This is a genomic window from Algoriphagus pacificus (assembly GCF_017254845.1).
GTDB classification, from domain to species: domain Bacteria; phylum Bacteroidota; class Bacteroidia; order Cytophagales; family Cyclobacteriaceae; genus Algoriphagus; species Algoriphagus pacificus.
In genome coordinates this window covers 281677-298639 of the sequence record NZ_JAFKCU010000001.1, presented here as the reverse complement: position 1 = coordinate 298639, position 16963 = coordinate 281677, and the positions used below count along the sequence as shown (strand labels likewise).

Genomic DNA, 16963 nt, shown 5'->3' with positions numbered 1-16963 from the left:
GCTGTTTTTATTTTTTGAGTTTATTAAAATTTAGAAATCATTCTTTTTTGCATCGTAATCAAAGTCTGCAAATCTCTGACTTTCTTTTTCATAAACATCACAATTGATTTCTATACTCAATGGTCTTTCTGGTCTAGGGAATGGACCTTTAGTGTATCCTAAACTTTTATCAGCATACACCTTTTCCATGAATTTTACCCAGATAGGTCTAGCAGTTCTACCGCCTTGGCCGTCAATCCAACTTCTAAAGTGAATGGCTCGGTCGTCTCCTCCAACCCATGTGCCACTAACAAGGTCTTTACTGATTCCCATATACCATCCGTCAGATGCGTTTTGAGTAGTACCAGTTTTTCCACCTAATTCATTTCCTTCTCTTAAAGACCATGGAACACCCTGGCTAGTACCATCTTCTTCCTCAAATCCACCTCGGAGCATGTAAGTCATCAAATAAGCATGCTCCTCGCTCATTGCAGGACGCTTTTTAGCGGTAAATTGCTGAATTACATTTCCATTTTTATCTTCAATTCTATCTATATAGAAAGGTGTGGTATGTTCACCTTTGTTGACGAAGGTTCCAAATGCTCCTACCATTTCATAGATACTAACATCATTTACCCCGAGTGCCAAAGCAGGGACCTCTTCTAAATCACTTGTTACCCCCAATCTTCTAGCTGTTTCTACCACGATTTTTGGACTCAGCTTTTTCATCATGTAAGCGGTAATCGAATTGACAGATTGAGCCATTGCTTTTCGGATGGTCATTTTTTCATAGGAGAATTTGCCATCTGCATTTGATGGGCTCCATGCTGGTTGTCCAGGGATATAAACCTCAACAGGTTGATCGATTACAGAGTAGCAAGGGCTATAGCCGTTTTCAATTGCTGCGGCGTAAACAAATGGTTTGAATGTAGATCCTGGTTGTCTTTTACCATTTTTGACGTGATCAAACTTGAAGTATTTATGATCCATTCCACCTACCCAAGCTTTGATTTGACCAGTATGTGGATCCATACTCATGAAACCTGTTTGTAGGAACTTTTTATAATATCTTAAGGAGTCCATGGTACTCATCAAGGTGTCAATTTCACCTTTTTCCCATGAAAAGACTTTCATTTTTTTCTTCTCATTCAGCTTCAGATCAATGGAATCAGTGTCTGTCCCATATCGGATCTTAAGAAGACGATAAGCTTCAGTTCTCTTTACTGCATCCTCAATAAAATTCGGAATAACTCTTCTATCGCTATCAATCCAAGGATCACGATCTCCCATTTCTTTAAAAAATTTCTTTTGAAGGGTAGCCATGTGCTCCGAAATTGCTTCTTCTGCATAGCGCTGCATTCGGCTATCTATGGTTGTATAAATTTTAAGACCGTCGCCGTATAGATCATAAGAAGAACCATCTGATTTTAGGTTTTCTTTTGCCCAGCGTAATAAATCGGCTTTAACAACTTCCCGGAAATAAGTAGCTAAACCTTTGTTTTGGTTTGCAACATTGTAATCCAACTCGATCGGAAGTTTAGACAGGGAGTCATATGCCTCTCGTGTCAGTGCATCGTTTTTCACCATTTGATTCAAAACGGTATTCCTTCTTCTCAAAGAATTCTCTGGATTATAAACTGGACTGTAATAAGTAGGAGCTTTAAACAAACCCACTAAAACAGCTGCTTCTTGTACTTCAAGCTCTGCTGGAGTTTTATTGAAAAAGGTTTTTGCGGCAGTTTTAATACCGTATGCATTGGAACCAAATTCTGAGGTATTGAGATATAAAGTCAAAATCTCGTTTTTGGTGTAAGCTTTTTCCAGTTGAGTAGCTACAATCCATTCCTTGGTTTTGATGATCAACATCCGAAGTCCAGGTACTGAGCTCAGGGCTCCTTGAGAAGCATCTGTTCTGGTTTTAAAAAGGTTTTTGGCAGTCTGCTGACTCAAAGTTGATCCACCGCCGGCATCTTGTCCCAATAAAATTGACTTCACAAAAACACGCATCATCGCGATCATATCGATGCCTGAGTGATCCTCAAATCTCACATCCTCGGTGGAAATCAAAGCATTGACCAAATTTGGAGAAAGCTCTTCGTAATTTACCGGGCTTCTATTTTCTCTGAAATAAGTACCTAATAAGACTCCATCAGATGAATATAATTCTGAAGCTAATTCACTCTCCGGATTTTCAAGTGCCTTGAAATCCGGCAAAGAGCCAAATAAACCCAAGAAGTTTATACTGACCATCCACACGAAAAGGATGAAACCGAAAAATCCAGCCAAAAAGGCAAGCCATATAAATTTGACTGTTTTCTTGGCCCAGTCGGTAGATTCAGGTTTTGTATTTTTACTCATAGCTACTTATAAACTGACTTAAAGAAAGTCCTGTATTCATCTAAATTTTTTGTCTTATTCAATTGCTGAAAGTTTTCTATAGAGATCACAAAAGATTTATTCTTGATTTCTTCACTTATACCTTCTGATTTGAAATCATTCAAAAACTGTTTGTAATACTCTTTTGCCTTTTCAGCATCTCCAAAAGGTGATATGATGTAAATCGAATTTTGAGGATTCATATTCATATTCCCTGTTCGTAGTCTAGCATTCTGGAAATTTTTAGCATGAAAATTATCCAGATCACTTAACAAATTCGGAGCGTTTTCCATTTCCTCGGGAGCCATAACCAGCACAAAGATGTGCGTATTGGAATCATTTATTTTATAAGGTGATTCCGGAAGTTCATCTTCTCCTTGATTTTCAACTAAATCTGGATTTGCTAAATCAGCAGAATCTAAAGCTGTACTGTCTGATTTGTTGAGCTCGGCAAGTTCTTCGCTAGACATCATGGGTCGTAGCATATTTCTTGCCAATTCTACCAAATCCTCTTCCTTGCTGTTTTGAATATAGGCTTCCAGTCGTTCCCTATATCTCTGCCTGCTTTCCAGCTTGCCTGTGACCATGATATCAAGCAGCAGTAATCTCTCAGTATTTCTGGTAAGCGGATATTCTTCCAGTGTTTTCTGGATGATAGATCTTGCCTCTCGATAGTTTGATTGATAATAAGCCTGATATGCTTGTTCGTAATTTTTTGAAGAGGCTAAATAGGCAAGGTTTCCTGATGCAGCATCCGGGTTATTGACCGAATAAGTGTATTGAGAGTCAGGAAACTCATTATTAAGACGTGTAATGTATTGCTGAAAGTTCCCTCCAAGATCTTTTTGCGCTAAATAAAGCAAGTAGTATGCCTCAGGTTTTCGAGTGGAAGTGGGATATTCCCGAACCAAGGTCTCAAGATTATCTACACTTTGTTCCAGTTCTGCCAAGTCGAAATAGAGCAATTTTCCCAATTCGAAATAAGATTCTTCAAGCTCCAAATTAAGAGTGGCAATCTCTTCCTCAGAATCTGGAATCTGATCCAATAGTGTTTCCAAATCAGGTAATTGATTTAATGGATTTGAACTGTCGTCTGTAGCAGTGGAATCCGATTCACTTGGCTCAGCTATGGTTGGCTCCGTACTTTGAAAACTTACCGCACTTCTTCTCCAGTTATCTTGTAATGGTCGGTTTCCCCAGGTTCTGTAAAAGTCAATCGCTCCTTGCTGCATGGCAACTGCATTGTCAAAGTAAAAAGTTGAACCTGATCCTCGGTCATTAAAGGCTAGCAAATTGTCAAAAATGCTCGTGCTTTTGGGTTGTTCCTGAGCTGCTGCCTCAGCCAATAATCGCTCTTCTTCATCTTTAATGAAGTTTTCTGCGATCAGCTGCTGCTCCTCTGGACTCAATTTGGAAAGGCTGATAAGACTGTCATTTCCCTGGATTCTCTCGACGTGAAAGACATATTGATCTAGTGTCTCTTTTTGTTCTTGAATCTGAATTGCTACGGGATCTGCTTCCTTGATAAAGGTCAAGGCACTGTCCAAATAATATTTAGTCGCCCGATAGTCTTTGAATTTGGCCAAATTGATTTCTGCCAGCTTTTGATAGATATATCCTTTTTGACGTGGATTGCTTCCAGGTTCTTTGGCTGCTTGATGCAAAAGCGCCAAGGTCTTTTCTATTTCACCTTGTTTTTCTTCAAAGAGCGCCATTTCATACACGACCACATCTTTCAAATCCTTGTTTTTTGGATCCTTGTATAAGTCTTCGTAGTAGTTTCTGACTTTTTTCAAATCCTTGGAAGCATTCAATTCGGCTACCTGCTGCGCAAATAACTGCGCAAAGAAACTTCTTTCGTAAGGTGGATTTCCTGCCAAGGCCTGATTGTAGAAATCATAGGCAAGAGCATCGAGTCCTTCTCTTTGATAGCGCTGCGCCAAGATGAAGTTGATTCTCGATTCTTCTTTTTTGTCATTTACGTATTCTAAAGCTTTAACTAAGGCCCCAATAACTCCATTTTCATCGCCTCTTGATTCATAATAATAGGCTAGGGTTCTGTAAAGCTCATAGCGGTTTTCCTCATTGATTCCAGACTCTTTACTCAAGTAATCAATGGTGAAATTCGCGTTTTCATACTCCTGTAAATCGACATACAATCGAAGCAGCGAAATCAGGGTTTTGTGTCGTAGGTCTTTGTCTTTGCTATTTACATTGACATATTTATAGGTGTTTTGGGCATCGTCAAATTGGGCTTGCAGGTAATCTATTTTGCCTAGCAAATAATAGCTGTCATCTACCCATTTACTGATTTTATGCCATTCCACTGCTTTGGAGGCTAGTTCTCTTGCTGATTGCAGCGTGTCAACACCCGCCTGAATACTTGCAGAGTCGATTGGAATAAAAACCGGAAGCACTTGCGTGTAATCCTCCTTGTAATTAGTCTTTACTATTTCCTCTACATTTTTGATTTTGAGATCCGCTAAATAATACGCGTTGTAATGTGCAGTAAGGTTATGGAAAGTACGATTGGTAAAAGTATCCCGCTCGGATGAACAAGCACTGGCAAAAAGCAATACGGCCAACCCTAACTTTGAAAATTTGTTCATAGATCTCTTACCCCAATTAAAGTACCAAAATAGGTTTTTTGGCTTACTTACCGAACGATGTTCGCATTCAAATATTTTCTGAAGTCATTTTGAGCGGTTTACTCCCTAAAATTTTTGCTAGTTTTAACAATTAACTCACCTACTAAATGTCAGAAGAAACCCCCGAAAAGGATAAACAAAAGACTAATGGAACCCCTGTCTATGTGAAGTACATCGGGCTTTCTTTTCAACTTTTTGGTGTGATAGGAGGCGGGACTTATTTAGGATTGTTGATTCAGCAAAGAAGTAGTATAAAGTTTCCAGTCTGGCTCCTGCTTTTTTGCTTTCTTTCAATAGGAATTGCTTTTTATCAACTTTGGCAAAGTATGAAGCAGGATCGATAGGTGCTTTTTGGGAAAAGAGGTAGTTTTGCAAAAAAAACAGTAGATGTCACTCACAAAAAATATCCATTTCAAATTTCTGATTTTGTCTCTGTCTGTTGCTGGTTTAATTTTCATTTTAGGCCTGGTCTTACCTCAGGTAATTCATGAGAAAATTTGGGAAATATATTTTTTCATGCTGATCATTTCATTTTTGATCAGTTTACTGAATGGATTTCTGCTAAAATCCTTCGCTGAAAATTTCTTTAATATCATGGTTCTGGCAATGATTTTAAGATTTATTGCCTCCTTAGTATTCATAGGAATAGAGGTTTGGCCCGGAATGGAGAATATTATTCTGTTTATCGCGGATTTCTTTATCATTTTTTTATTCTACTTAGTTTTTGATATCTACGCCTTTCTAGCTAATTTGCGCCCGATTTCGAAGTAGCCCCTCAAAAAGAAGAGTTGATGACGCGTAAACTATTGGTTCTAAGTCTATTATTGTTGGCATTTATGTCGACTTTCTCCACTGCGACTTTTGCAGCAGGTTCTGAAGAAGACAAGACAAGCTTTATCATGCATCACGTGAAAGATTCTCACGAGTGGCATTTCGCTACTTTTGGGCATACTCATGTGACTTTACCTTTACCAGTAATTATTTATTCTGGAGATAGAGGTTTGGAGTTTTTTAGTTCTTCAGACTTTCAAAATCATGAGACCCACGCTTTCGGAGAAGAGTTCGCTCACGAAGGATATTACATCGACGAGCACGATCATTTAGGAAGAGTTGACGGAGCAAGCTTCATAGACCTTTCCATCACAAAAAATGTGGTCATGATGTTTTTGGTGATGATTTTGTTAGCGTCTTTGGCACTTTCTGCAGCGAATCATTACAAGAAAAACGGTGCTGTTGCGCCTAAAGGAGCTGCTGCTCTAATCGAGCCAATCGTAATTTTCGTAAGAGACGAAATCGCTAAAAACTCAATTGGTCCGAAATACAAAAAATTTGTCCCTTACCTCATCACACTTTTCTTGTTCATTTGGTTTGGTAACCTACTTGGATTGTTACCAGGTGCAGCAAACATGACAGGAAATATCGCAGTGACAATGGTGTTGGCAGTTTTGACATTCATCATTACCAATGTGAACGGAAATAAGGATTATTGGAAGCACGTGTTTGCTACTCCGGGAGTTCCAATTCCGATGTTGTTGATCATTGTACCGGTAGAAATTATCGGTTTGTTCACCAAGCCTTTTGCTTTGATGGTTCGACTTTTTGTAGCGATCACAGCAGGACACATTGTAATCTTAGGCTTTATAGCTTTGGCCTTTATCTTTGAATCTTACTCCATCGGTATCGCAAGTACGCTGATGGTGACATTTATCAATATCATCGAATTGTTAGTGGCAACAATCCAAGCCTATGTATTTACGCTGTTCTCAGCAATGTACATTGGTGGTGCGGTAGCTGAGCACGCGCATGACGATCATCATTAATTAGGAATTTCTTTGTTCAATTTATAAATCTAACTCTTATGTTAACTTCTATCTTGTTGACTGCTGGTTTTGCTCTAATGGGAGCAGGTATCGGTGCTGGTATTGTTGCGATTGGCGCAGGCCTAGGTATCGGTCGTATTGGTGGTCAAGCAATGGAATCTATTGCTCGTCAGCCTGAAGCTGCTGGTAAGATCCAAGGCGCTATGTTGATCATCGCGGCTTTGATCGAGGTGGTTTCCCTGTTCGCAGCGGTAATCTGTTTGTTGATCGCGCTAAACATCGCGGAGATCGCATAATTTATCTTGAAAAGGGATCGGCGTTAGGCCTTTCCCTTTTCTTTCTATTATTGAACAATCCGAAATAAATTATACCACCATGGATTTAATCACACCAGGTTCCGGTCTTATTTTCTGGCAATTATTTGGCTTTTTAGGCCTTCTTTTCATTCTGATCAAGTTTGCTTGGAAGCCGATGCTTGCAGCGCTAGACGAAAGAGAAAGCAGCATTGAAAATGCCTTGAAAGCAGCTGAAACTGCTAGAAATGAAATGGCCAATTTGAAAGCTGAGAATGAAAAACTTCTTGCTGAGGCTAGATTGGAAAGAGATACAATTCTGAAAAAAGCGCATGATGCTTCTGCAAAGATGATTGAAGAAGCAAAAGCTGAAGCTGTGAAAACAGGTGCTCAGATGATCGAAAATGCGAAAGCAGTAATCGAAACTGAAAAGAAAGCTGCTTTGGCAGATGTGAAAACTCAGGTGGCAACACTTACACTTGAAGTAACAGAGAAATTATTGAGAAAGAATTTGTCAGAAGACAAAGCTCAGAAAGAGCTTGTGGATGAATTCATCAAAGATCTTAAGCTAAACTAATCTACCTCCATGTCAAATCATAGAGTAGCATCCCGCTATGCCAAGTCTATTATGGAGCTAGCCCTTGAAAAGGGACAGCTGGAGGAGGTTCATGCGGATTTTCAAAAATTGACTGCAATGTCCAAGAGCAATTATGACTTGGTGTTGTTGTTGAAAAATCCAATTGTCAATTCAGAAAAGAAGCTGAATGTATTGAAGGCTCTTTTTCCAGAAAAGACTTCTCAAAAAATGACCTTGACCTTTTTCGAGATTATTTCCCGAAAAAACAGAGAGGAAATTTTAATAGATGTAGCAAAGGAATTTGAAGTTCAATACAATACTTATAAGTCTATTCAGGTAGCTGAATTGACTACTACCACTCCGATTACTGCAGAACAAAGAGCAGCATTTATGGATGTGGTAAAACAAATTTCCGGCATGACTGACGTACAGCTGGTAGAAAAAATCAATCCTGCCATTATTGGTGGATTCGTTTTGAAAGTAAACGATCGTCAGCTTGATGATTCCTTGAGTAGCAAATTGAGAACTTTGAAATCTCAGTTTATTCAAAATCATTACGAAAAACAGTTTTAAATCAATAAGCAATAATCATAATCTTATCATATCATGGCAGAAGTAAGACCAGATGAAGTTTCAGCGATCTTGAGGGAGCAGCTTTCAGGAGCAAGAACTCAAGCGGAACTTGAAGAAGTGGGTACAGTCCTTCAAGTGGGGGATGGTGTAGCACGTATCTATGGACTTTCTAAGGCTCAGGCCGGTGAATTGATTGAGTTCGACAATGGTCTGAAAGCAATGGTTCTTAACCTTGAAGAGGACAACGTGGGTGCCGTACTTTTCGGTGACTCTAAAGAAATCAAAGAAGGAGATACCGTAAAAAGAACCAAAAAGATTGCTTCCCTACAAGTAGGTGAAGGAATGTTGGGAAGAGTTGTGGATACCTTGGGTAACCCAATCGACGGTAAAGGACCTATCACTGGTGAATTGTATGAAATGCCTTTGGAGCGTAAAGCACCAGGTGTAATCTACAGACAGCCAGTAACTGAGCCTCTTCAGACTGGTATCAAATCTATCGATGCCATGATTCCTATCGGTAGAGGACAAAGAGAATTGGTTATCGGTGACCGTCAGACAGGTAAAACTGCTGTAGTTATTGATGCTATTTTGAACCAAAAAGAATTCTACGATAGAGGAGAAGCAGTATTCTGTATCTACGTTGCGATTGGTCAGAAAGCTTCTACTGTTGCAAACGTGGTAGCAGCCCTTGAAAAAGGTGGTGCACTTCCTTACACTGTGGTTGTAGCTGCTCCAGCTTCGGATCCAGCTCCAATGCAGTTCTTTGCTCCATTTACTGGTGCTGCTATCGGTGAATTCTTCAGAGATACAGGACGTCCAGCTTTGGTTGTTTATGATGATTTGTCTAAGCAAGCTGTAGCGTATCGTGAAGTTTCTCTTCTTTTGAGAAGACCTCCAGGACGTGAAGCTTATCCAGGTGACGTATTCTACCTTCACTCAAGATTGCTAGAAAGAGCTGCGAAAATCAACAAGTCTGATAAAATCGCTTCTCAAATGAACGATTTGCCTGATTCTATCAAGCATTTGGTAAAAGGTGGTGGTTCTTTGACCGCTCTTCCAATTATCGAAACTCAGGCAGGTGACGTTTCTGCATACATTCCGACAAACGTAATTTCGATTACAGATGGTCAGATCTTCTTGGAAACAAACCTTTTCAACTCTGGTATCCGTCCAGCGATTAACGTGGGTATCTCAGTATCACGAGTAGGTGGTAACGCGCAGATCAAATCCATGAAGAAAGTTGCAGGTACTTTGAAGCTAGATCAGGCTCAATTCCGTGAATTGGAAGCATTTGCTAAGTTCGGTTCTGACTTGGATGCAACTACTAAGAGAACAATCGAAAGAGGTAGAAGAAACCAGGAGATCTTGAAGCAGCCTCAGTACTCTCCAGTATCTGTAGCGCATCAGGTAGCGATCATCTATGCTTCTACAAAAGGTTTGATGGATACTGTTCCTGTAGAGAAAGCAAGAGCATTCGAGAAAGAATTCTATGTGCTTCTTGACGCTTCTTACCCAGAAGCTCTTGATTTGATCAAAAAAGGTGATATCGATGGTGCAGGTAAGATTCTTGCAAAAGCAGCATCTGAATTAGCTCCTAAATACGCATAATTAAATATTCAAAATCCGGTAGGCTGAAATAGCCTATCGGAATTTCTATAGCTTACAAAGCAATCACTGATGGCTAACCTCAAGGAAGTAAAGGAAAGAATTAACTCGGTAGTCTCTACCCAGCAGATCACCAAAGCAATGAAAATGGTGTCTGCGGCAAAACTGAGAAGAGCGCAGGATAAAATTGTTCAGATGCGTCCCTATTCTCAGAAGTTGACGAATATCCTGAACAATGTTTCTGCGGCATCTGAAGGTGCAGCTGACATTGTATATGCGGAAAAGCGTGAAGTAAAAAAGGTGCTTTTGATCCCAGTTACTTCGGATAAAGGTCTTTGTGGAGCTTTCAACACCAATATTATCAAAGCTACCAACGCTGCCATCAAAGATCAGTTGGCTGGTACTGAGATTACAGTTCTTCCACTAGGGAAAAAGGCTCATGAGTATTTCAAAAAGTCTGGACTTCCTGTAGTATCTGATTACTTCCAGATTTTCCAGGATTTGAATTTTGCCAATGTTCGTCAAGCTGCCGAATATGCAATGAGTTCATTCGTGGCTGGAGATTTTGACCAAGTGTTTTTGGTATTCAACGAATTCAAAAACGTGGCTACTCAGATTGTAAGAACTGAGCAATTCCTGCCAATGGCAAAAGAAGATTCAGCTGAAGAAAAGACTTCTGAAGTTGATTATATCTTGGAACCATCAAGAGCTTATATCATTGAAGAATTGGTGCCAACATCTTTGAAAATCCAGCTTTACAAAGCTGTTTTGGAAAGCAATGCTTCTGAGCATGGAGCAAGAATGACAGCAATGGATAAGGCAACTGAAAACGCCGGAGAATTGCTGAAAGAACTTCGATTAATGTATAATAGAACCCGTCAAGCTGCTATCACCAACGAAATCCTAGAGATTGTTGCCGGTGCGGAAGCACTTGGGTAATTATTAATTGCAATAGATCCAACCCAACCACAGTTCTTTAGAGTTGTGGTTTTTTTGTTTTAAGGGATTCCGCAGATCAAATACTCTTTCCTGAATAGATCAAAATTCACTTTTTTAGCAATGCATTTATCGAATCTTTAATCATCCTATTAAACTTCCATTCAATGAAATTTTTGACAACTTCACTTTTCTTGTTCATCCATGTCTATGGGCTTACCAATTACCAGCCTCACAGCACCGATAATGTTTCTGATGGGGCTTCCAAAAAAGAAAGTTTAGCAGAAGAAAATCTGAACCGAGCCATGGAGATTTTGGACCATACAACCAATTCTCATTTTGTAGGTCAGGACATGGCCATGGCTAGATTTTACAATCCTTTTACCAAAACCAAGTCTGAGGAAACAGGCAGTGTATGGATGTATTCTTCAGCGATAGAGGCTGTAAATGCGGTTTTGCATGGCTTACAAAAGCAGAAGGAACATGGGAATACTCTTCTTTATGAGGAGAATTATGAAAAATATGCAGGATTACTACAGGACCTTTATCAGAACATTGATTTCTATCAGGGGACTTTTGAATTGACTTCCTACACTCAGACAAAGGAATGGACAGTCTATGGAGTAAATAGGGGGAAAAGTAAAGGTACTGCTAAAGTTGAGGGGATAGAAAATGTCTACGATGATCAAATGTGGTTGATTCGTGAATTGCTGGAATCTTATAAAATTACCGGTAATGAAGACTACCTTGAAAAGGCAGAATACCTTACAGATTATGTCTTGGATGGTTGGGATACTACACGTGACGAAGATGGAAATGAGCGTGGAGGGATTACTTGGGGCCCTGGATATGTCACCAAACATTCCTGTAGTAATGGACCGATGATCAGTCCACTGGTTTGGCTTCATGAAATCTACGAAGGAAAAAATGATCAGATCACGCAAAGATTTATCGATCCCACTGACAAAGTAACAAGGAAGTCAAAGCAGGTCAAAAAGAGTGAGTATTACCTAGAGTTTGCCAAGAAGATCTATGATTGGCAAAAGGAAGAATTACTGGGTGAACAAGGTGTCTATGTGGATATGATGGGAGGATGTACGCCTGGTAAACCACAAACAGAAATCATCGATGGGGTGGAATACCGAGTTGGGATAAGCTGTAAAGATGCAGTAGGAACCGAGTTTACCTATAACAGTGGGACAATGCTTTCTGGAGCTGCTGATCTATATAGAGCCACCGGTGAAAAGCGGTTTTTGAAAGATGCCAAAAAATTGGCTGATGCGAGCTTTAAGTTCTTTGCAAAACGAGATCAGACTATTCCCGGTTATTACACTTATGAAGTTAATGGCTTCAGAAATTGGTTTAATGGCGTCTTGATGCGGGCATTTGTGGATGTGTATCCATACTATCCGAAAGCTGAAACTTATATCACTTCGTTTCAAAAAAATCTGGACTTTGGATACGAGAATTTTTTACACCAAGGAATGCTTCCAACCGATTTATTGAAAGGTTGGGACAGTGAGGAAGCCAAAAACAATACTGAGGGGATGTTTAATTTTACATTTGCTGCGGAATATGCGGTTTTGTCCCGATTTGATTTGGAGAAATAGTGCTCAGTTTTTATTTAGCCTAGAATAAAAATTCCATATTGAAAGAAAGCGATCTTTTAAACCCAAAAGCCATGAACCGAAAGTGGAATTTCTCTTTGTTTTTTTTATTTCTTTTAGGTCTTTTTTCCTGTGAGGAAGAAAAAAAAGCTGAAACAAATCATCCTAATATCATCGTGATCTTGGCAGATGATCTTGGCTATGGAGACATTCATGCTTTTAATCCCGAAGGAAAAATCCCAACTCCACATATCGATCAATTGGCAGCGGAGGGAATGAAGTTTACGGATGCACATACGCCATCAGCTGTTTGTACGCCGACTCGCTATGGGTTTTTGACGGGTAGATATAATTGGAGAAGTACTCTAAAAAGTGGGGTTCTCACTGGCAAATCACCTGCTTTAATCGAAGACGAGCGGACCACGATTGCGGATGTGATGAAAAATGCGGGATACCATACTGCTTTTATTGGAAAGTGGCATTTAGGTTGGAATTGGGGAATCAAAGAAGGGGAGGAAAATCAAGGCGAAGGCTGGGAACCACAGGATTTTGATGCGATTGATTTTTCCAAAACTGTCACCCATACCCCTAATGATCTGGGCTTCGATTATGCCTATGGACATTCAGGTTCGCTAGATATGGCACCTTATGTCTATGTAGAGAACGGAACTGCCACAGCCATTCCTGACACGGTAACTGTAAATACGGGCAAGTATTCTTGGTGGAGGGAGGGTCCGACTTCTCCGGATTTTGACCATGAGAAAGTTACTCCCAATTTCTTCCAAAGATCCATTCAGTACATCGAAGAGCAAGCGAAAGAGGAGAAGCCTTTCTTCCTTTACTTGGCATTGCCTTCTCCACATACACCAATTTTACCTCCAGCCGAATGGCAAGGAAAAAGCGGATTGGCACCTTTTGGGGATTTTATGATGATGATAGATGATTATGTCGGTCAGGTAAATGAAGCCATTAAAAAAGCTGGGATTGAAGAAAATACCTTGGTGATTTTTACTTCAGATAATGGTGGCTCACCAGCAGCTGGCTTAGATGTGATGCAAGCCGCAGGGCATTTTTCAAGTTACATTTATAGAGGACATAAAGCAGATACCTACGAAGGAGGTCATCGCGTTCCATTTATCGCAAAATGGCCTTCAAAAATCCAAGCAGGAACCACCCGAACTCACACAATATGCCTCACTGATATGATGGCAACTAGTGCCGAGATTACTGGTTATCAATTAAAAGATAATGAAGGGGAAGATAGCTATAGTCTAATGAGGCTGTTTGATTATGATGATCCGCTTGAAGAATTCAGAGAAGCGACGGTTCATCACTCCATCAATGGAAGTTTTGCGATCCGTCAAGGTGACTCGAAACTGATTATGGCTAAAGGTTCTGGGGGTTGGAGTTTTCCGAAACCAGGGGATCCAGCAGAGGAAGAACTTCCGGATGTTCAACTTTATATTTTAGCTTCCGATCCGGGTGAGAAGACAAATGTTTATGCCGAAAATCCTGAAAAAGTAGCGGCAATGAAAGCTCTTTTGATCAAATACATCAAAGAAGGTAGAAGTACTCCAGGCGCTGCTCAGCAAAATGATCCCATTGAGGGAGAATGGAAGCAAATTAGTTTTATAGGGGAATAATAGAGAAGCTTCTTCGAAAAACAGGTTATTTATTTGCCGTTTCGACAAGCTCGACCATGTCTGCCTGAACTGACTTTCGCTCTGTAAATCTAGAATCGATCAGTTGGAGTAGGTCAGGATTTTCCTCGTAAAATTCTTTTAGCAATTCTTTAAATTTATCTAAGCTTTTTAATCCGGTAGTAAGGAATGCGTAGGTGCCGTCACTTTTTTCTAATGTATAAAAAATGCCAAGTGGAACCCCATTTTGGTCGTATGTCTGAAATTGATAGAGACTAGACTTTTCTCCAAGGACTGTCGGCTGTAAAAACCTCAAGGTAGTTTCTGTAAAAATTGGTTTTGAATAGAGGGTGAAATTCTCATCATTATAAATAAATCCAAAGCGCTTGATATCCTCAGGTTTAAATTTCTTCATGCTGTTGTTACTATCCTGTACATCTACTTTGAATAGGAATTTTGAAAAGTCAACGGATCCAAAAACAGATTTTGGCATTTTGATTTGCGCTGGAATACTGTCATTATTCAAAGTAATATAGTAACCAGGTGCAGTGGTTTGAGCAAAGGAATACCCAGCAAGAGTGAGTAACAGCCAGGATAAAATTAAGTGTTTCAGCATTTTGCTAAATGATTGAGTTAGCTGTTACCCTCCAATTTTTTTCTTTGGGTAAACATCGCGCTATTTATTCATTTTGCAGACATAATACAATACCCCCTTTGAACTTTATTTTTTAGGGTTTCAGAGGCTAAGTCGCTCAGCTTCAAACCAATGTCGCTGTGGTCTGGATCTCACAGAACAGGAGATTTTTATACTATCAAATTTTCTTTTTTACCGCGAAGAACACTAATACTCCTGCAGAGAGTAAGTGTAAGTCATTTATAGCCAGTGAAATAAATCTTAACTAGAGGCTTAATATTTTTCGACTAAATGCTTGGTATTTATATTTCTTCTACTTAGCTTTTAGTACGTTTTTAACTATTCTTTCATTATTAACTTCTTTTTTTATGGATAACAAAGTTTCCGTAGAGATCTCACCGGCAGATCTCCAAGCGATCAAAGATGCGATCGCCGTATTAGTGGCCAAGTTGGACCCTAATCTAATTTCCCTGACAGTAGATGAGCGAAGATCGCTCAATAAGATGGGGGAAGCGTCCAGACCTTTTGTAGGAAAGGTCATGGATTACCTAGACACCAATCCCGAGTTGATTTCGCCTTTTAATAAGGTGGATGAAATGAAAAAAGATTGGACATTGATCAACCAGCTTGGGCCATTGTATAATATTCTAAATCAGATAGTCACCAACTTGGATGATACGCTGATGGAAGCAGGAGCCGAGCTTCTGGACCAAGGCAATATTTATTATGCCTCTGTTCAGCAGGCAGTAAAAGCGAATTTACCGAATGCCAAGCCTATCTATGAGGACCTGCGGGTTCGCTACGAGAAGCGGTCCAAACGTCGGGGCGGTGACCCCGCAGCAGCCTGATAAGTTGCTTAACGCTCGAAAGCCGGGACGAAAGTTCCGGCTTTTTTATGCTCAAAAGTTCCGGAAATTCCTTGCTTCCCTCATTTAAGTGTTTAGGACTCTCCCTTGAGTCTTTGGGACATTAATTAATGTGTTGAACACATTCCGGAGAGTCATTGAGTCCTTAATTATAGTGATGAACACATTCCGTAAAGTGTTTGAGAGGATAATTAATGTGATAAACACCTTCCTTTAAGTCATTGGGATATTAATTAATGTGTTGAACACATTCCCGAGACTCTTTGAGACTTTAATTAAAGTGGTAAACACATTCCGTTAAGTGATTGAGTTGATAATTAATGTGTTGAACACATTCGGGAGAGTGTTGGAGTGTTTCTTTGTTGCCAAAAATAACGCAAAAGGCTAAAAAGACTCCCCCGAAGACGCAAAGGCTCAATAATTTCTTCTATAATTCCATGAAAAAAAAGCGTAGATGCACCCGATTGCTATCGAGGTCTACGCTTAGTCAAAGTTCCTACTCCCAGTGGGGGTATGCACTATACACCTTGTTAGGTGTTTTTATTTAAATATTGCATTTTCAAAATCCGAAGATTTAACCAATTTATTCTTTTCAATCATATGAACTATCAATTCAGAAAGTAACTTGAAAGATTCAACTAGGGCTTTCTCAATTTCGGACTCCTTTAAATTTGCACCGTGAACTACTTTAGAGCGTAATCCATATAATTTTTTTATTTCCTTAAATTTCTTAAATCTTTCATCTCCTCTTTCACATAAGAGAGATGAAATGCTTAATGATAATCTATAACTAATTTCAATCGATACATCCACTATACTTTCTATTGCAGCCCATAAAATTGCAATTGCACTCTTAATATCTACAGAGTATCGCCAAGAGTTGATTACTTCCAAAGCGTATCTGAATTTTTCATTTTCAAAAGCCAAAGTATTTGCATTTTCATAATGGACTTTTATCCATTTAAGATCAGCACTTTCAACTTTTAATTCATTTAAGCTTTCTGTTTTCAGCATTTTGACATGATAATCGCAAAGGTTAGCTTTGACATCATTTACATTCTTTAAATTATTCCAAGATTGATTAAGAAGAGCAACTGAATTAACGTTTGTTTTTTTTCTAAGAACTAGTAATGTATTTAAGAGCCAAGCTCTATTGAGAATGTCATATCCAAATGTGGATTCGTTTTCGGAACTTATTATTTCAAAATTGTTTTTTAGATAGCAAAAAGGCTCAATTAATGACCACTGGCTAAAACCTTTTGCTCCTAAACTCGCAAGTTCGAAAACAGATAGTTTTTTTACTTTTCTAATCTTCAAATAAGGTAATATCTCAATTTCGTCACCCTCGAAATCAATTCCGTTACCTAAAATGTAATATGTCCCTCTAGTTATGAATTCCAATGTATTCG

At 39.3% G+C, this 16963-nt stretch carries 15 protein-coding genes; 10 read left to right on the top strand and 5 right to left on the bottom strand.

Translation table 11 applies throughout. The features are described 5' to 3' along the window. Positions 1-30 precede the first annotated feature (30 nt). Positions 31-2337 (bottom strand): penicillin-binding protein 1A, encoded by a 2307-nt coding sequence (locus J0A69_RS01330; RefSeq protein ID WP_206584706.1) that lies wholly within the window; start codon positions 2335-2337, stop codon positions 31-33. A gap of 2 nt (positions 2338-2339) precedes the next feature. Further along, positions 2340-4964 (bottom strand): type IX secretion system periplasmic lipoprotein PorW/SprE, encoded by a 2625-nt coding sequence (porW, locus tag J0A69_RS01325; protein WP_206584705.1) that lies wholly within the window; start codon positions 4962-4964, stop codon positions 2340-2342. Between the two features lie 146 nt (positions 4965-5110). On the opposite strand from porW, the gene J0A69_RS01320 reads away from it, so the two are divergent. After that, positions 5111-5347, top strand: coding sequence for an AtpZ/AtpI family protein (locus J0A69_RS01320; protein ID WP_206584704.1), 237 nt, complete (start codon positions 5111-5113; stop codon positions 5345-5347). A 141-nt stretch (positions 5348-5488) separates the two neighbouring features. Here the strand turns inward: J0A69_RS01320 and J0A69_RS01315 are convergent, their stop codons facing one another. Further along, positions 5489-5644, bottom strand: coding sequence for a hypothetical protein (locus J0A69_RS01315; protein ID WP_206584703.1), 156 nt, complete (start codon positions 5642-5644; stop codon positions 5489-5491). Positions 5645-5794: 150 nt separating this feature from the next. Here J0A69_RS01315 and atpB point away from each other — a divergent pair, with 150 nt between their 5' ends. The 8 genes from atpB to J0A69_RS01275 all read left to right on the top strand — a co-directional run bounded on the left by atpB (position 5795) and on the right by J0A69_RS01275 (position 14057). After that, entirely contained in the window at positions 5795-6823 is a 1029-nt protein-coding gene (gene atpB, locus J0A69_RS01310; protein WP_206584702.1) for a F0F1 ATP synthase subunit A, read from the top strand. 38 nt (positions 6824-6861) lie between these two features. Further along, complete coding sequence (atpE, locus tag J0A69_RS01305) at positions 6862-7119, top strand: ATP synthase F0 subunit C (RefSeq protein ID WP_206584701.1); 258 nt, start codon at positions 6862-6864, stop codon at positions 7117-7119. 79 nt (positions 7120-7198) lie between these two features. Beyond that, positions 7199-7693, top strand: a complete 495-nt coding sequence (locus J0A69_RS01300; RefSeq protein ID WP_206584700.1) for a F0F1 ATP synthase subunit B — start codon at positions 7199-7201, stop codon at positions 7691-7693. A gap of 9 nt (positions 7694-7702) precedes the next feature. Further along, the gene (gene atpH / locus J0A69_RS01295) at positions 7703-8266 is read left to right on the top strand and encodes an ATP synthase F1 subunit delta (protein ID WP_206584699.1); all 564 of its coding nucleotides are present in this window, start codon (positions 7703-7705) and stop codon (positions 8264-8266) included. 33 nt (positions 8267-8299) lie between these two features. After that, positions 8300-9874: a F0F1 ATP synthase subunit alpha gene (gene atpA / locus J0A69_RS01290; RefSeq protein WP_206584698.1), complete on the top strand. Its 1575-nt coding sequence runs from the start codon at positions 8300-8302 to the stop codon at positions 9872-9874. A gap of 69 nt (positions 9875-9943) precedes the next feature. Then, positions 9944-10810, top strand: coding sequence for an ATP synthase F1 subunit gamma (gene atpG, locus J0A69_RS01285; RefSeq protein WP_206584697.1), 867 nt, complete (start codon positions 9944-9946; stop codon positions 10808-10810). A gap of 164 nt (positions 10811-10974) precedes the next feature. After that, entirely contained in the window at positions 10975-12417 is a 1443-nt protein-coding gene (locus tag J0A69_RS01280; RefSeq protein ID WP_206584696.1) for a glycoside hydrolase family 76 protein, read from the top strand. A gap of 71 nt (positions 12418-12488) precedes the next feature. Next, entirely contained in the window at positions 12489-14057 is a 1569-nt protein-coding gene (locus J0A69_RS01275) for a sulfatase family protein (protein WP_206584695.1), read from the top strand. A gap of 25 nt (positions 14058-14082) precedes the next feature. Here J0A69_RS01275 and J0A69_RS01270 read toward each other — a convergent pair whose 3' ends face one another. After that, positions 14083-14670 (bottom strand): hypothetical protein, encoded by a 588-nt coding sequence (locus J0A69_RS01270; RefSeq protein WP_206584694.1) that lies wholly within the window; start codon positions 14668-14670, stop codon positions 14083-14085. Positions 14671-15056: 386 nt separating this feature from the next. Here J0A69_RS01270 and J0A69_RS01265 point away from each other — a divergent pair, with 386 nt between their 5' ends. Next, on the top strand, positions 15057-15536 hold the full coding sequence (locus tag J0A69_RS01265; RefSeq protein ID WP_206584693.1) for a hypothetical protein: 480 nt from the start codon (positions 15057-15059) through the stop codon (positions 15534-15536). A 558-nt stretch (positions 15537-16094) separates the two neighbouring features. On the opposite strand, the gene J0A69_RS01260 is transcribed toward J0A69_RS01265, so the two are convergent. Then, complete coding sequence (locus tag J0A69_RS01260; RefSeq protein ID WP_206584692.1) at positions 16095-16955, bottom strand: HEPN domain-containing protein; 861 nt, start codon at positions 16953-16955, stop codon at positions 16095-16097. Between the last annotated feature and the right edge of the window lie 8 nt (positions 16956-16963).

Coding starts and splice junctions, on each gene's coding strand:
- J0A69_RS01330 (WP_206584706.1), bottom strand. CDS start 2,337: ATGAGTAAAAATACAAAACCTGAATCTACCGACTGGGCCAAGAAAACA.
- porW (WP_206584705.1), bottom strand. CDS start 4,964: ATGAACAAATTTTCAAAGTTAGGGTTGGCCGTATTGCTTTTTGCCAGT.
- J0A69_RS01320 (WP_206584704.1), top strand. CDS start 5,111: ATGTCAGAAGAAACCCCCGAAAAGGATAAACAAAAGACTAATGGAACC.
- J0A69_RS01315 (WP_206584703.1), bottom strand. CDS start 5,644: ATGAATACTAAGGAGGCAATAAATCTTAAAATCATTGCCAGAACCATG.
- atpB (WP_206584702.1), top strand. CDS start 5,795: ATGACGCGTAAACTATTGGTTCTAAGTCTATTATTGTTGGCATTTATG.
- atpE (WP_206584701.1), top strand. CDS start 6,862: ATGTTAACTTCTATCTTGTTGACTGCTGGTTTTGCTCTAATGGGAGCA.
- J0A69_RS01300 (WP_206584700.1), top strand. CDS start 7,199: ATGGATTTAATCACACCAGGTTCCGGTCTTATTTTCTGGCAATTATTT.
- atpH (WP_206584699.1), top strand. CDS start 7,703: ATGTCAAATCATAGAGTAGCATCCCGCTATGCCAAGTCTATTATGGAG.
- atpA (WP_206584698.1), top strand. CDS start 8,300: ATGGCAGAAGTAAGACCAGATGAAGTTTCAGCGATCTTGAGGGAGCAG.
- atpG (WP_206584697.1), top strand. CDS start 9,944: ATGGCTAACCTCAAGGAAGTAAAGGAAAGAATTAACTCGGTAGTCTCT.
- J0A69_RS01280 (WP_206584696.1), top strand. CDS start 10,975: ATGAAATTTTTGACAACTTCACTTTTCTTGTTCATCCATGTCTATGGG.
- J0A69_RS01275 (WP_206584695.1), top strand. CDS start 12,489: ATGAACCGAAAGTGGAATTTCTCTTTGTTTTTTTTATTTCTTTTAGGT.
- J0A69_RS01270 (WP_206584694.1), bottom strand. CDS start 14,670: ATGCTGAAACACTTAATTTTATCCTGGCTGTTACTCACTCTTGCTGGG.
- J0A69_RS01265 (WP_206584693.1), top strand. CDS start 15,057: ATGGATAACAAAGTTTCCGTAGAGATCTCACCGGCAGATCTCCAAGCG.